The organism is Paraburkholderia sprentiae WSM5005, from assembly GCF_001865575.2.
Lineage (GTDB): Bacteria > Pseudomonadota > Gammaproteobacteria > Burkholderiales > Burkholderiaceae > Paraburkholderia > Paraburkholderia sprentiae.
This window is the reverse complement of the sequence record NZ_CP017561.2, coordinates 1,797,128-1,811,267: the sequence shown is the minus strand read 5'-3', so window position 1 is coordinate 1,811,267 and position 14,140 is coordinate 1,797,128. Positions and strand designations below refer to the sequence as shown.

Genomic DNA, 14,140 nt, shown 5'->3' with positions numbered 1-14,140 from the left:
CAGATGCTCTGATGCCCCGCCGACGAGGGCGTCAAAAAATGCCCAAGACCGGGCGTGACCTGCCTGTTGAAGAGAAAGCTGCCGATACGCGATCATGAAGAACAACTCAGGGAACTCGCGTATCTGCGGATGGAGGCGGCGTACCTGAAAAAGCTCGATGCGCTGTTCAAGGAACAAAACCAAACAGCGCAAAAGAAAAACACGCAAATCGTGAAGGGCTGCGGACTCGGTATCCGCTTGCCGCACTACTGAAAATCGCGGGACTGGGCGGTGAGCGCGTATCACCGAACCGATGGTGCTAACAACGCCATGAATGCCAACATCGTGTCCAGCGGCAAGGTACCGTGGGGCCGAACACCTCCTGTACACGACGTTCCAATCAAATTAGCGTAGGGGGGCACAGATTGCGGCCCTCCTTTCGTTTTTAGGCGCCTCTAGCGGCCAGCACCCGCATCAGTCCTTCCAGAACCACTGAATGCCGCAGCTGGAGGCCCGGTGCTAGCACCCCTCGATTAATCAGCTTGCGCGTCTCCGCGGCCACGCGAGCCGGAAAATCAACGGTGTCCGTTTCGCGAAGTGCGGTGACCATCTACTCCCCACCAAAATGATTCCCGTGCATTTCCGCCTTTCAGCTTCCGGCGTCCGATGAAACTTCCGCCGCAGGCAGCTCCCGACAAGTTCAATACGCGCCACGCTAGCGGCCGCCTTGCCTGTGAGCGTCGGGCGCTCGGAGAGGGGCGAAGCGCGGCATCAACCATCAGTAAGCCTTCGAGGCGCCAAGATCACGATGGACTCATGGGTGACCGGACCGAACTTCGTCGGAAGTCAGACTGGCGCCGACGCCGCCAGCACCGATCGTAACGCACCGCACGGTGGGCTCGACGCGCACCTGAAGGGTGACCGGCTGAAGCCGTCTGCTCGGATATCCGAAAAATTGCTCCGCAACAATAAACACTCAATTTTTTGTCCAGAATTCCGACAGCAGATCACTCACGGTGCCGTTTTTTCGTTTATTCCCGGGCCGCAAGCACTCTCATCAACCCTTCAAGAACCACCGTTCGCCCTTTCTCATAAGTTGAGAGCAGCAATTCCCGGTCTTTGCTTTCCAAAGCCTTCACGAGTTTTGCTTCGATATCAGCGTTACGATTTTGCGGATGCGCTGAAATATCAGCAGCGAGCGCCCGATAACGATCGGTGAGTCGCAACAATCGTAGGACTTCCCGTTTAATCACTTTATTAGGCGAGAGGTTGAAAATCTTATCGTGAAGTGTGCGGTGTAATTCGATCCACCCCTCACGATTACCGGCTTGAATCAATTTTTCAAGCCGGGACAGTAAGCCCTTGAATTCCCTGATCTGCGCGGATGTGGGCCATTCAACCGTCATAAGCAACTCTGCTTCGAGGAGTTGGCGCATCCAATACAACTGTCGGGCCTCACCGCTCGACAGCTGAGCGACGAAAAATCCACGATTCGGATCGTGTTCGATGATGCCTTCCGCCGCCAGTAGTTTCAATGCCTCACGCACCGGCACACGGCTGATGCCGAAACGTTCCGCGAGGTCCGACTGTCGTAGTTGAAAGCCGGGCGCGAGCGTTCCCCTATTGATTAGTTTTCGCGTCTCTGACGCCACCTGAGCTGGAAAGTCAATGCCATCCACTTCCGGGACGGTAGTGATAGGAGTTCGGCTTGGTGTCCGGATCGCATTCATTTTAGTATTATATCTGAGAATCTTCGCCTGACAACGTTGTCAGGGGATTCGGTGATCGACCGTTAGGATGTCTTATAAAAATCCCGGCCAGGAAAAACGCAGAGCCTGGCCAACGGAGACAATCGGATGAGGAATGGTATTTCTGCTGGGTTGTGGGCTGGTGCATCGTGACGCTTGTTGCTTGCCCAATGAGTTTCGAGCGTGGGAGTCGTCGAACAGCAGACGCAGCGCCGGGTTGAGGAGGCTGTCTCGATGCGATAGACAATGACCTGTGCTAGATCGTCCGGGTCGCGCAGGAGCGCAGTGGTAAATCGAGCGCGGTCTTTGTGGACGGTCGACCTTCGCGAGAGCGCCAGGTGCGGGTCACGACGGCGACAAACGAAAATGCGGCGGCGAGGTCCACGCGAATGCAGCTTTGCTGGCTCAACTGCGTCCGCCGGCTGAGCCAGACGCGCAGTCATTTATACGCCGGAATTGGCTTGCGCAAAAAACCTGGTTACCACCGGCCGCAAACTCGGCACGCGGTACTGTCAATGTGGAGAAGCGTGAAGGACTTTATGTCGCATAGATGAGAGTACGTCTGTTCAGAGACATTTCGGCCAGTGCCAGATGTAGCAGTCGAGGCCCCAAACAAAAACTTCCCCGTTCGTCCTGCACCACCGATCCCGTGCTGCGTAGGCTACAAATGTATCGCTAGGCTGGTACTGCGCGACATGTTCAAGTGTGTCGAAATCTCCTGCTGGCGGAGTGCGAAACATTCTTCCGCGGCACCGGTGGCGCATGCGTGATCCGAATGCCAAACGACGCAAGTGCACGCTTTCACTGCAACCTGGTCACGCAAAAGCCAGCCCATTACGACCTTGGGTTTAAGCGTCTTACTCTGCTTTGCCATGGAAAACCCCAAGGGTCGGATTTATCTCCAACTCTCGGGGTTCAGCGCAACGACAGGGGTTTTCTATGTTGCACCGTGGTTTCAGATCAGTACACGAAGCCGGGCATCACTTCGCTCGCAGTGGGAACATCCTTGATCTCGGGGATACGCGCCGAACCAAAGACCACCAGGGGACGCATCTGACCTTTCTTGATGTACGGGGCTGCGACATCGTACGGAACCGGGATCACCTGAACCTTCGCTTTCATCAAACCGTCGATTTCCTCTGCGGTATCCTTGTAGGATAACTTGACCATGCGAACACCGTTACGCTTTTGCAATGTGGTCATCGCGGTCAGGTCGCGCGCACCGTCAGCCGTCGTACCGAAGGTGTAGCAATCCGGATTGTCTTTCAGGCGACTAATCAGGTCCGCGTAGTCCTTGATGTCGGTTCCGGACACGCCTTTGCCGATTTCAGCGACCAGAACAACACCCGTGGGCGCACCAACCGGGGCTGCCGCTGCCGGCTTAGCCGCAGGTGCCGCAATAGGTGCAGGTGCCGGTTTGGCAGGCGTACTCGCGAGGGCGACGCCCGAGATCAGTGCGCCCGCTGAGAGGACTGCCGAGAGGAAGAGTTTCCGGTTCGATTTCAAGATCAATTGTCTCCAAGTATTCTAAAGGATGCCTGAAAGGCGGCTAACGATAATGCATTCTGTGATTAACAAAATAGCATCATTTCTTGCGTGCGGAATAATGCGGGCCGTACCTCCGTCTGAAATTCTTGGATTAGTCGGCCCCCCAGTTGGAGATCCACAGTAAATCATGGAAATCGACGGCTCTATTCGCCTGAAATTCGCCGTAAGAGCCTTGTGAATACAGCAGCGGCGTCGTTGCGTCACCATTAATGGCAGTGCCTTCGACATGCCCAAAAATCACGGCGTGGGTACCAATCTCAATGATGCGTTCGACGCTGCAATCGAAATTGACCATAGTATTGGCCAAAGCCGGAGCACCCGTCTTAATACGATTCCACGTCCCCGCCTGAAACTTTTCTTGCGGCGAAATGGGTCGCGAGAACTGCTGCGCCAATTCCTGCTCACTGCGCGCCAGAACGTTGACGACGAAGTTGCCAGTGGCCTGCACGTGCGCCAGAGACGAGTTTGCACGATTGATACAGACCAGCAGAATAGGAGGCGCGGCACTAACAGACGTCACAGCGGTTGCGGTCATGCCGGCAAGCGGTCCGTCCGTGTCCGAACCGGTAGTGATCAAACATACGTGCCCGGTCAAACAGCGCATGGCGCGTTTGAATTCGGATTCTTCTATGCTCACTTCACCCTCCAATCAAAAAACCAGACGGAGAAAATGGAGGGGTGGCGTTTTTTCCGGGCGCCACCCCATGCTATAGACGCGAGTCTCAGCCGGTTTATTGATCCCAACCGAAAATACTGAGCGTGCTCTCGCCCGCTTCCAGTCGCTTCATCTGCTGTGCTTCTGCTGCTTCGCGTGCTTCGGATGCAATGATCACCTCGGCGATTCGCTCGCGCGGGATGCAAACGACGCCGTCTTCGTCACCAACGATCAGGTCACCTGCATTTATAGTGACATCGTCGAATCGAATCGGGGCGTTGATCCAACCTCTGGCGCCGAAATCTTTTCCTGTGCCACGGATACAAAGACCGCGAGCAAAAACGGGAAACGCAATCTCGGACAGCAGTCGCTGATCACGAACACAGCCGTTAATGACGAGACCGGCAAGCCCCCGAACCTTTGCGGCCGTTGACATGATCTCGCCCCAGTACCCGTGTTCATATGCTTCGCTTACGGAGACGACCAGGACATCACCTGCTTGTGCTGCGTAAATCGCACGGTGAAGCCAAAGGTTATCGCCACCGGGCGAATGGACGGTCACGGCTGGGCCGCAAATCTTGAAGCCGGGCGCGACAGGCTTAATTTCATAAGGCAAAACGCCGATCTTTCCGGCAGCCTCGTGAAGCGTTGCTGCCGGCAATTTCGCGGCGGCGTCAAGCAAATTGACGTCCGGTCGCTCGATAGCGAGACGCGTGGTCTCATGACGATTGAAAACCGGGCCCGTCATGCCTCTTCTCCAGTCCGACGCGTTTGCAGTTGATGGTACTTGAACTGTTTGCGAGCCTCGTCTAGCCGCATACCCGTTGCCACAGACCGTCGGATTGCATTTTCCGCGGCATCGATTTCTTCAGCAGCGGCAAGCACGCGTTCTTCGTGTTCCTTCGGAATCGAGATCACGCCGTCCGCGTCACCGCGCAGCAGATCGCCCGGAGCAACGCGCACGTTACCGATATTCACCGGAACGTTGGTGGCTTCGACCTGCACGCGATCCTTGCCCGTGCGCATCCAGTTATCCTTGGAGAAAACCGGGTAACCGAGCGACAGGCACAGGTGTACGTCACGATTTATGCCGTCGATTACGGTGCCAGCGATACCACGGCGATGAGCGATCTCGGTCAGGATGTCGCCCCATACCGTTGCGTCTTCGCGACCACCGTTATCGAGGACGATGACCGAGCCCGGCGGAACGTCGTCGATGAAGTCACCCACGGTGCCTGCGGGCGAAGCGGCGGGGCCGTAGAGAATCGTGAATGCCCGACCGGCCATTCGGAACGACGCATCACGCGGCTTGATCTTGTAGCACTGACCGTTCAGGCCCAATCGGTCCAGTGCGTCGCTCAGGGTCGCCGTTTCGAGTTTTGCTGCGCGGGCAACATTCTTGTCTTGTTCGATCTCGGACATGATTAATCCTTAAGCATAAATTCGTAGTTGCCACCCATGACTTCATGGATCGGCGTGCCCGCCAGTAGTGCCTTCGCCATCAAGGCTTCGCGTGCGACGATCGATTCAGCAGTCTCGACCACTCTGGCGATGTTTGCCTTGCCGATGAAAATCACGGCGCTGCTGTCGGCGATCACGTAGTCGCCGGCTTCCACTGCGGCCCCGAAGACTTCAATGGGGACGTTCACGCCTTTTTCGACGATACGACCACGAGCGGTGAGCGCCGTGAACTTGTTTGTGAACACCGGCAGGCCCATCTCGCGGGATTCATCGATGTCGCGAACCGGACCGTCAGCGATCACGCCCGCGATACCGCGAACCTTGGCACCCAGCGACAGGATGCCGCCCCACGAACCGGCTTCAATACCGGTGCGCTGCTCGACAACGATCACATCGTCGGAGTGGCCGAGTTCGATCGCGGTGGTGCCCAGATGACGCGGCGGGCCGGGAGGCGGATCACCAACACCGAGTTTCATCGTGATGACGCGACCTGCGATGCGCTTCGTGCCTGAGGCTTGGGCGACGCCGCTCACGACGCCGGACAAGCCGAGTTTATCGAGTGCGTCCGAGACTGCGCAGCAGTCCAGCCGACGAAGGCGGTGGACGAATTCGTCTTTAGTTGCCATATATTTGATGTTTCCTTATTCGGACTGCGGCTTCCAGTACACAAAGCCCATGGCGTTGCCGGTACCGGCTTCGCTGCGATAGCAGGGCACATAGTCGACCACCGTCATGTCGAAGCCGAGTTCATCCATCATGCCGGCGACGGGAATCCAGTTCTTGATTTCCGATGTACCCGCCTGGAAGATTTCTTCGCCCAACGCGAATACCGGCGTGAGGTCGTGGTTCTTCATCGCGTCGAGAATCAGATTGTCGACGCGCTCGTCAATGACGAAGTGCGTCAGACCACCGGAAGCGATGACAGCTACACGTGCGTCCGAATCCCACGATTCGATCGCGCGAGCAATCGATGCACCGAAAGCGTGGCAGCGTGCGACTGTCGGTTGATTCGGCGGATAGAACGTATTGACAAACACCGGCACGGTCGGAACGACCTGGTCTTTCATCAGCTGGCGGAACACGAAGCCGTATGCATGCGGCGTTTCCGTTTCTGACAAGCGGCCAAGAGCGGCCACGTCAAAGTTGTCGGCGATCGCGTTCTTGATGATGTGCTTTGCAAGCGCGGGAACGCCTTCATGCGTGGCAGTTTCCGGCTTGTAACCCGGCATCGAATGGCGCACGCCCGGAGGCATTTGCATCAATTTATCGTGACTGATCATGTTGTTCACGATCGTCGGGCCGTGCATGACGCCGAATGCGGGAATGCAATCAGTGGTGAAAATTTCCATCTGATCGTTGCCGACAATGACAGCGACGTCAGGTTTGGCCTCAGCCAGCACCCGCGCCATTTCCTCGATAGCCGCCCGGCACTGGGCATGCCGCTCCTTCCACTTCGCCGGCGTGATCTGATCCGCGAGGTTCTCGCTACGGCGATATCCGACGAGTTCATCGAAAGCCCATTCGCGGCCTTCGAAATCATGCTTGCTCAGTCGATCATCGGGTACGCGAGCGCCCCAGGTCTCCGGTGGCGTGATGAGCATAGGGCCATGCGAAGTTCCCATTCCCAATACGATTTTTGCCATGATTTCGAGTCCTGTGGGCGTCGGGATTATTCGTAATCCGCGAGGTTGAGCTTGAAGAAGTCGCGAGCGTTGCCGAAGAAGATTGCATCCTTCTCTGCTTTCGACAGCCAGTCGAAGCTTTCGATATACGGCTTGATGTCGTCGAAGGTGCGGCCGGTGTCCGGGTTGATAGCCGAACCCACACCCGGGCACTCAGCGCCGAACATGCAGCGGTCAGCGCCAACCGTCTTGATCAGTAGACGCAGCGATTCTTCGGAGTAGAGCACGGTGTCGTAGTACAGATTTCGCATGCCCTCGAGGAAGTTGCGGCCGGCACGCGAGGCGCCCGACTGGAAACGGCCGATCTGGTAGGGGATCGAACCGCCGCCGTGCGACACCATGATCTTGAGATTCGGAAAGTCCTTGAAGACGTTCGAATTGACGAGGTTGAACACCGCGATCGTTTCTTCGTTAATGAAGTGAACGGTGTACGGCGAACGTGCCGACTGCGAGCCAGTAGCATGGATGTGCGCCGGTACGTCGAGTTCGCACAGTTTCTCGTACAGCGGGTACCAGTAACGATCACCGAGACCGGGGGCTTCGACGCCGCTGTTTTCGAATGGGTCGGGATTCAGCAGTACGCCCTTGAAACCCAGTTCCTTGACGCAGCGCTCCAGTTCCGGCAGCACGACCTCGATCGGGTCGCCCGACACTTGCGGCAGGCCGCCGACTCCGATGAAACGCTTCGGCAGCAGCTTGACAGTGCGCGAGATGATGTTGTTGGTTTCTTCCGTGAACCAGTGCACGAGCTTGCCCGGCTTCTGGCTGTGCATCATCTGGAACGGCCGCGGCGACATCAGCTGGACGTTCGTGCCGACGCGGTCGAGCATGTCGAGGTGGCCAACCGGCGCCATTTCCTTCTTGTTGGCGTAGTGCAGGATTTCCTCGTCGGTCACCTCCGGCATCTTGCGACCGTGTTCGCCCCGATGCGACAGAATGTGTGCCTTGTAGACCCACAATTCTGCGGGTGCGCTGACGTGACCGTGGCAATCAATAATCACTTACTTGTCTCCTTGATTAACGTGATGGTGGGTGCCCGTAGGCACACGGGTGTTTGTTACAGATCGAGGACGAGACGATCGCCCTTGCAGCCAGAACAGCAGATAATCATCGTCTTGTTCGAAGCCTTTTCGGGCTCCGACAGAATGGCGTCGCGGTGATCCGGCTCACCTTCCAGCACGCGGACTTCACATGCACCGCATACGCCTTCTTCGCACGAGTATGAGATCGGTACACCGGCTTCGCGCACGACGTTGAGAATCGTCTTGCCTTGAGGGACGCTGAGCGTCTTGCCGCTCTTACGCAGTTCAACTACGTAGTTGCCATCGAGTGCGGCTTCGTGTTTGGCACTGAAGTACTCGACGTGGACTTGTTCAGGGGGCAAAGTCGAGCAAGCCTTTTCGAATGCTTCGAGCATCGGGCCGGGGCCGCAGCAATAGAAATGGGCCGACGCCGGCTCCCGCTTCACCACGTCTTCGATATTCAGAAACGTGCCGACGTCTGCGTCGACGTGAACGAGCGAACCTTCGAACGTCTTTAATTCTTCAGCGTAGGCGACGTCAACCCGGTCTCGGCACGAATAATAGATACGCGGCGACTTTCCGATTTCCTTCAGGCGACGCGCCATACACAGAATAGGCGTGATCCCGATACCACCGGCAACCAGAACCGTGTGCTCAGCGTCTTCGTCGAGGGGGAAGTTGTTGCGCGGGGTTTCGACCTGCACCAGGTCGCCGACACGCATCGTTTCGTGGATGTAGCGGGAGCCACCACGCGACTGCGGGTCGAGTTTGACGCCAATCACGTACGAACGCTGCGTCAGGCTATTGCTGGACTCAAGGAGGGAGTACTGACGCGTCAATCCGTTCGGCAGGATCAGTGCGACGTGCGAACCCGCGTCAGCGGCGGGCAGACGCTCGCCCTCGGGGTCTTCAAAGGTCAGAGCCAGCGTGTTGCGCGCTAAATATTGACTCGCCGTCAAGCGCAGAGTCATCACTTCATTAAGTTCAGTCATCTCACCTCCAAAATCATAGAACGCGCGGAACCCTGCGAATGGGGGGCAGGCATCACACATCACGCTTCCTCAGTCACCAATCATTGAAAGTTTCTTGCCAACCGTTTGACGCGTAATTCTTTTTTGCATATTATTTCGTCTGAGCGGGAAAAAGTCAAAGACAGGCGACATCACATGGGGTATTCCCTAGGGAGGAGAAATGATTGCAGTTCTGACCACCAACGGTGGAACCGTTACGCACGGTGATGGCGCGGCAACGACGCTACTGGTTGCTACGATTCGCGGCATGCTCGTATTCGAGCGTGAAGACGCCAGTGCCCCGTGGGATCTCACGCGCACGACGCTGGAAGATCGCCACGTGAGCGCGTTGCTCTATGTTCCGGGTGCGGGCCTGTTGTTCGCGGGCGCACACGGCCAAGGCAGTCTCGTAGTCTCGAAGGACTTGGGCCTGACGTGGGAACCGGCCAACAATGGCCTGAAGAGCACGCATATTTATACGATGGCGAAGCAGGAGCGCGACGGGAAGACCGTCCTGTTTCTGGGCACTGAGCCGTCCGCGCTTTATCGCAGCGACGATCTGGGTGCTTCGTGGGTCGAAATTCCCGAAATGATGACGGTGCCGGACCAGGACAGGTGGACGTTCCCGCCGCCCCCGCATATTGCACACGTCAAGAATATTTCGTTTCACCCGGCCGAACCCGAAACGCTTTATGTCTGTATTGAACAGGGCGCGCTTCTCAAGACTACCGACGACGGCAAGACGTGGAACGAGCCGCGGTCGTACGAATCGGAAAACGACAAGTTCTACCACGACAACCACCGCGTGGTGATCCGCCCGTCGAATCCGAAACAGATCTTCATGTGCGGCGGCGAAGGCCTGCACTACAGCGCAGACGCTGGCGAGACCTGGGTTCACCTGATGACGCGTCAAGACCTTATCGGTTATCCCGACGCCATGTTTATCGACCCGCGCAACGAGAACGTTCTGTATCTCGGTGGACCGGGTAACGCACCGCGCGATTGGGGCGCCCGTAAGTCGGCGAACGCAACTGTTCTCAAGAGCACCGATGGTGGTGTTACCTGGAAACATATGCGTAACGGTCTGCCCGAGGAAATTATCGGCAACATCGAGGGTATGGGTATGTACCGTTGGGATGACAAGATCATGCTCATCGCCGGTACGGCAACGGGCGAAATCTATGCGACGGAAAACGACGGCGAAAGCTGGTACGTCGTCTCCGAAGACGTTCCGCCGATCTCGAAGGGCGGTCACTATCGCTGGTTCCTCGACGCCAAGGAACGTATGACCGTCGAAGATCGTTATGGTCGCAACGAACACTGAGCGATATCTAAGCAAAAACCATTCTGCACGCCGGCCACGTTCCGGCGCACCAAGTCCTCCCAGGAGAATGTCTTGAGCCGTATTAACAGCCGCGAGGAAGCCCTCGATATTGCCCGTGGTTTGCATGACGCGATTCGTTCACGCGTCAAACAGACCGAAAGCGACCGCGTGGTGCCCAAAGAAACGATCGATGCACTGCGCGAAACGGGTCTTTTCAACATCATCACACCGAAGACGTTTGGCGGTTCCGAACTAGGTTTCACTACGCTCGTCGAAGTTACGGCAGAAATCGCATCGGCCTGTGGCTCGACGGGTTGGGTTTTCGGCGTTCTGGCGGGTCATAGCTGGATGTTGAATCTGTTCCCGTTGCAAGCACAGCAAGACGTGCTTGGCAAAGGCCACGTATTGACGGCAACCGTGTTCCGCTTGGGCGGCACGATTACCGAAGTCGACGGCGGCTACAAACTCGTGAACGGCGACGGTCGCTTCTGTTCGGGTATCGACCATGTGCAATGGGTCATCATCGGAAACGCCGTGCAGCGTTCCGATGGGCCGCCTGAACCGCGCTTTTTCGTGATCCCGCGTTCGGATATCGAAATTGTCGATGACTGGCACACGGCTGGCCTGCGTGGCACCGGTAGCCGCACGATCAAGGTCGCGGAAGCGTTCATCCCGAAACATCGTTCGGTGTCGGTCAAAGACATGATGACGGGCAACGTCGAAGGCGCTGACGCAATGCGTGCCTCGATCTACCGGATGCCTTTCCAGAACGTCACGCCGTTCTCGCTCATCGGCGCGCCGCTGGGCATGGCACGCGCAGCACTCCGTTCGTTCGCTGAGGGTTTGGCGCCGCGTCTGCAGGCAATGCCGGCCGCTCAAATGGCGGAACAGTCGGCTACGATCGAACGCCTGGCACACGCGACGGCAGATCTCGACGCGGCCTACGCATTGATTCTCGAAGACACGCGCCGCGTCGATACGGCAGAAAGTGCAGAGTCACTGACGGCGCTCGAATGGTCGCGTATACCGCGCGACTGGGCGTATTCCGCTCAAACCGCTCGTCGCGCCGCCAACAGTGTCTTCGAAGCTGCCGGCGGCACCAGCATTTACAACGCTTCGGAGCTCCAACGTATCTGGCGCGACGTCAATTCCGCCGCCCAGCACTTTGCTTTCACGTGGGATTCGGCGCTGACGGCATTTGGTCGCCATGCGCTCGGCCTCCCACCTTCGCAGTTCGGTCCAGGTCCCAAGAAATAAGGATGAGCCATGAACGTGGATGATATTCACTCGATCGAAGATTACTCACCGCAAACGCTGCGTGAACTGATCGGGCGCGTGGAGAAGTCGAGTACGTTCGAGCACATGATTTACCGCGAATCCGAGCTCGATGAAGTCTGGCGGCTGCTCGATAACGATATCGTCGCTGCTGCACGGCAGGGCTCGAATGTGCGGGAAGTGCAGAACCTTGCTGCTCTGCGCAACCTGATTGTCGAAGCGCACGATTTCATTGGCAACGACAGCAACACCGAAGACGCGCGTGATCGATTGCTGAAGGCCGTCGAACTCGTTTAACGCTAGTGGGAGCGCATTTATCTCCCGCGCATATTCACAGATAAACAAAATCTAGGAGCAAACCATGCTTTCCCGCGAAGATAACGACGTTCTGACCCAGGTTGGTAAAGGCACGCCGAACGGCGACATGATCCGCCAATTCTGGATTCCGATGATGCTGGCGTCCGAAATCAGCGAGCCGGGCGGCAAGCCCGTGCGTGTGCGTCTGTTGGGCGAAGACCTTGTGGCGTTCCGCGATAGCGACGGCAAGGTTGGCCTGCTCGAAGAACAGTGCCCGCACCGTCGTGCGTCGCTCGCGCTGGGCGACAACTCGGACGGCGGCCTGCGTTGTCTGTATCACGGTTGGAAGTTCGCCGTCGATGGTCAGTGCATGGACACTCCGACGGAGCCGGAAGATTCGAAGCTGTGCTCGCGTATCAAGGCAGTGGCGTATCCGACTCGAGAAGTCGCCGGCGTGATCTGGACGTACATGGGCGATCCCGCGAAGGTTCCCCAATTCCCCGACTTCGATTTCCTATCGTACCCGGCGGAAAAGGTTGTTGCGTTCAAGGTACTCGAAGACTGCAACTACGCCCAAGCCGTCGAGGGCACGATCGACTCCGCACACGCAGGCGTCCTGCACCGTGAACAACCGTGGGCAGCGCCGGCCAAGTACGAACACGAACGCGATCTGCGTCCGAAGATCGAAGTCGAGTACACGCACTACGGCCTGCGCTATGCAGGCGTGCGCAATTTCCGTGAAGAAGGCAAGTTGCACGCCCGCGTCACGCAAGTGGTCCTGCCGTTTTTCACGCTGATTCCGCCCGATGGATTCGGCGTGCGCAAGAACCGTCGCATGGCAAATGCATTTGTTCCGCGCGATGACGAATCGACGTGGCATATCCAGTGGTTCTTCGACGAAACGCAGCCTGTCGATATCGAATATCGTATTCAGGAAGGCGGTCACTGGCTCGATGAAAACTTCCGCAAGGAGCTCAACATCGACAACTGGTACAAGCAGGATCGCGAGGCCATGAAGACGACGTCGATGTCGGGCATCAAGGGCATCCTGACGCAGGACCACGCAGTCAGTGAAACTCAGGGCCGTATCCTCGACCGCACGAAGGAACACCTCGGCACATCGGATGTCGCGGTCGTTGCATGGCGTCGTCAGATGATCCGTGCGGCTCGTGCTTACTCGGAAAGCGGCGAATTGCCGAGCGTGCTGACGACCACGATTCCGTGGAATGAGATTCACGCTTCGACGGTGATTTTTCCGAACGATCGTACGTGGAAAGAAGAAGTACCCCTCAATCCGGAAGTCGCTCTGAAGGCCTGAGGTCCACATGATCGTCGATAGTCACGCGCATGTTTCGCCTCATTGGTATGAGCCTGTCGAGACGTTGATCGATCAAATGAATGAGTATGGCGTTGATATGGCCATTCTCACTCAGATGATCGGACAGACGGATAACCGATATCAGCAAGACTGCGTCAAGCGATATCCGGGCCGTCTGTCGAGCGTGGCTTGGGTTGATGTCGAAGCCCCGGACGTTGCAATGACGATCGAAAACCTCGCAGCCGATGGCGTGTCGGGTATTCGGCTTCGCCCCTCCTCGTGTCTTCCGGATGGTCGTGTTCCGGAAGCATGGCGTGCAGTCCAGGAAACTGGATTACCCGTCAGTTGCGTGGGGTCCGCGGAAGCATTCAACGCGCCGGGGTTTATCGAACTGGTTGCGAGGTTGGCAGGGACGACCATCGTCCTCGAACATCTGGGTGGCACCAGCATGCCTGTCACGACAGATGAGCAGTTAGCTATTCGTCGCCAGGTGTTCAAGCTCGCCGCCTTTCCGAATGTCATGCTCAAGCTTCCGGGGCTCGGCGAATTGATGCCTCGCGACCCGAAAACGTGGCATCTGGGCCGTCCCTTCGGGGACGCGGCGTCGCCGCTTGTCCACGAGGCGGTAGCCGCATTCGGCGCGAATCGCCTGATGTGGGGTTCCGATTTCCCAGTCGTGAGTTCTCGCGAAGGCTACGGGAATGCATTGAATCTCACCCGTATTGCACTCAATGGATTACCTGACGAGGATCTCAACGCGATCTTCGGTGCTAACGCACTTCGCGTATTTGGGAAACTCTGAGGTCGAAAACGAGCAGGAG

The 14,140-nt window shown here is 57.3% G+C and carries 15 protein-coding genes; 6 read left to right on the top strand and 9 right to left on the bottom strand.

The features are described 5' to 3' along the window. Positions 1-54 precede the first annotated feature (54 nt). Positions 55-252 carry a hypothetical protein gene (locus BJG93_RS08265; RefSeq protein ID WP_027197820.1) on the top strand — a complete coding sequence of 66 codons (198 nt, stop codon included), beginning with the start codon at positions 55-57 and terminating at the stop codon, positions 250-252. A 758-nt stretch (positions 253-1,010) separates the two neighbouring features. Here the strand turns inward: BJG93_RS08265 and BJG93_RS08255 are convergent. The 9 genes from BJG93_RS08255 to BJG93_RS08215 all read right to left on the bottom strand — a co-directional run bounded on the left by BJG93_RS08255 (position 1,011) and on the right by BJG93_RS08215 (position 9,087). After that, the gene (locus tag BJG93_RS08255) at positions 1,011-1,709 is read right to left on the bottom strand and encodes a GntR family transcriptional regulator (protein WP_034479420.1); all 699 of its coding nucleotides are present in this window, start codon (positions 1,707-1,709) and stop codon (positions 1,011-1,013) included. Between the two features lie 978 nt (positions 1,710-2,687). Beyond that, complete coding sequence (locus tag BJG93_RS08250; RefSeq protein WP_162162793.1) at positions 2,688-3,233, bottom strand: tripartite tricarboxylate transporter substrate-binding protein; 546 nt, start codon at positions 3,231-3,233, stop codon at positions 2,688-2,690. A 133-nt stretch (positions 3,234-3,366) separates the two neighbouring features. Next, on the bottom strand, positions 3,367-3,912 hold the full coding sequence (locus BJG93_RS08245; RefSeq protein ID WP_027197817.1) for a flavin reductase family protein: 546 nt from the start codon (positions 3,910-3,912) through the stop codon (positions 3,367-3,369). 94 nt (positions 3,913-4,006) lie between these two features. Next, complete coding sequence (locus BJG93_RS08240) at positions 4,007-4,678, bottom strand: 4-carboxy-4-hydroxy-2-oxoadipate aldolase/oxaloacetate decarboxylase (RefSeq protein WP_027197816.1); 672 nt, start codon at positions 4,676-4,678, stop codon at positions 4,007-4,009. Beyond that, positions 4,675-5,352, bottom strand: coding sequence for an RraA family protein (locus BJG93_RS08235; RefSeq protein WP_027197815.1), 678 nt, complete (start codon positions 5,350-5,352; stop codon positions 4,675-4,677). The genes BJG93_RS08240 and BJG93_RS08235 overlap by 4 nt, the downstream gene beginning before the upstream one ends. A 2-nt stretch (positions 5,353-5,354) precedes the next feature. Next, positions 5,355-6,017 (bottom strand): RraA family protein, encoded by a 663-nt coding sequence (locus BJG93_RS08230; RefSeq protein WP_027197814.1) that lies wholly within the window; start codon positions 6,015-6,017, stop codon positions 5,355-5,357. Positions 6,018-6,032: 15 nt separating this feature from the next. Further along, on the bottom strand, positions 6,033-7,034 hold the full coding sequence (locus tag BJG93_RS08225) for a DODA-type extradiol aromatic ring-opening family dioxygenase (protein ID WP_027197813.1): 1,002 nt from the start codon (positions 7,032-7,034) through the stop codon (positions 6,033-6,035). Positions 7,035-7,060: 26 nt separating this feature from the next. After that, positions 7,061-8,074: an amidohydrolase family protein gene (locus BJG93_RS08220; RefSeq protein WP_027197812.1), complete on the bottom strand. Its 1,014-nt coding sequence runs from the start codon at positions 8,072-8,074 to the stop codon at positions 7,061-7,063. Between the two features lie 56 nt (positions 8,075-8,130). Continuing rightward, entirely contained in the window at positions 8,131-9,087 is a 957-nt protein-coding gene (locus BJG93_RS08215; protein ID WP_027197811.1) for a PDR/VanB family oxidoreductase, read from the bottom strand. A 358-nt stretch (positions 9,088-9,445) separates the two neighbouring features. On the opposite strand from BJG93_RS08215, the gene BJG93_RS08210 reads away from it, so the two are divergent. The 5 genes from BJG93_RS08210 (at position 9,446) to BJG93_RS08190 (ending at position 14,121) form a co-directional block, all read left to right on the top strand. Then, entirely contained in the window at positions 9,446-10,429 is a 984-nt protein-coding gene (locus tag BJG93_RS08210; protein ID WP_231337448.1) for a WD40/YVTN/BNR-like repeat-containing protein, read from the top strand. Positions 10,430-10,501: 72 nt separating this feature from the next. Further along, positions 10,502-11,686: an acyl-CoA dehydrogenase family protein gene (locus BJG93_RS08205; RefSeq protein ID WP_027197809.1), complete on the top strand. Its 1,185-nt coding sequence runs from the start codon at positions 10,502-10,504 to the stop codon at positions 11,684-11,686. Positions 11,687-11,695: 9 nt separating this feature from the next. After that, a complete protein-coding gene (locus BJG93_RS08200; protein WP_027197808.1) occupies positions 11,696-12,001 on the top strand; it encodes a hypothetical protein in 306 nt (101 codons plus the stop codon). A gap of 64 nt (positions 12,002-12,065) precedes the next feature. Continuing rightward, positions 12,066-13,319, top strand: coding sequence for a Rieske 2Fe-2S domain-containing protein (locus tag BJG93_RS08195; RefSeq protein ID WP_027197807.1), 1,254 nt, complete (start codon positions 12,066-12,068; stop codon positions 13,317-13,319). Between the two features lie 7 nt (positions 13,320-13,326). After that, on the top strand, positions 13,327-14,121 hold the full coding sequence (locus BJG93_RS08190) for an amidohydrolase family protein (RefSeq protein WP_027197806.1): 795 nt from the start codon (positions 13,327-13,329) through the stop codon (positions 14,119-14,121). Positions 14,122-14,140: the final 19 nt, after the last annotated feature.

Coding starts and splice junctions, on each gene's coding strand:
- BJG93_RS08200 (WP_027197808.1), top strand. CDS start 11,696: ATGAACGTGGATGATATTCACTCGATCGAAGATTACTCACCGCAAACG.
- BJG93_RS08190 (WP_027197806.1), top strand. CDS start 13,327: ATGATCGTCGATAGTCACGCGCATGTTTCGCCTCATTGGTATGAGCCT.
- BJG93_RS08225 (WP_027197813.1), bottom strand. CDS start 7,034: ATGGCAAAAATCGTATTGGGAATGGGAACTTCGCATGGCCCTATGCTC.
- BJG93_RS08230 (WP_027197814.1), bottom strand. CDS start 6,017: ATGGCAACTAAAGACGAATTCGTCCACCGCCTTCGTCGGCTGGACTGC.
- BJG93_RS08195 (WP_027197807.1), top strand. CDS start 12,066: ATGCTTTCCCGCGAAGATAACGACGTTCTGACCCAGGTTGGTAAAGGC.
- BJG93_RS08215 (WP_027197811.1), bottom strand. CDS start 9,087: ATGACTGAACTTAATGAAGTGATGACTCTGCGCTTGACGGCGAGTCAA.
- BJG93_RS08240 (WP_027197816.1), bottom strand. CDS start 4,678: ATGACGGGCCCGGTTTTCAATCGTCATGAGACCACGCGTCTCGCTATC.
- BJG93_RS08255 (WP_034479420.1), bottom strand. CDS start 1,709: ATGAATGCGATCCGGACACCAAGCCGAACTCCTATCACTACCGTCCCG.
- BJG93_RS08235 (WP_027197815.1), bottom strand. CDS start 5,352: ATGTCCGAGATCGAACAAGACAAGAATGTTGCCCGCGCAGCAAAACTC.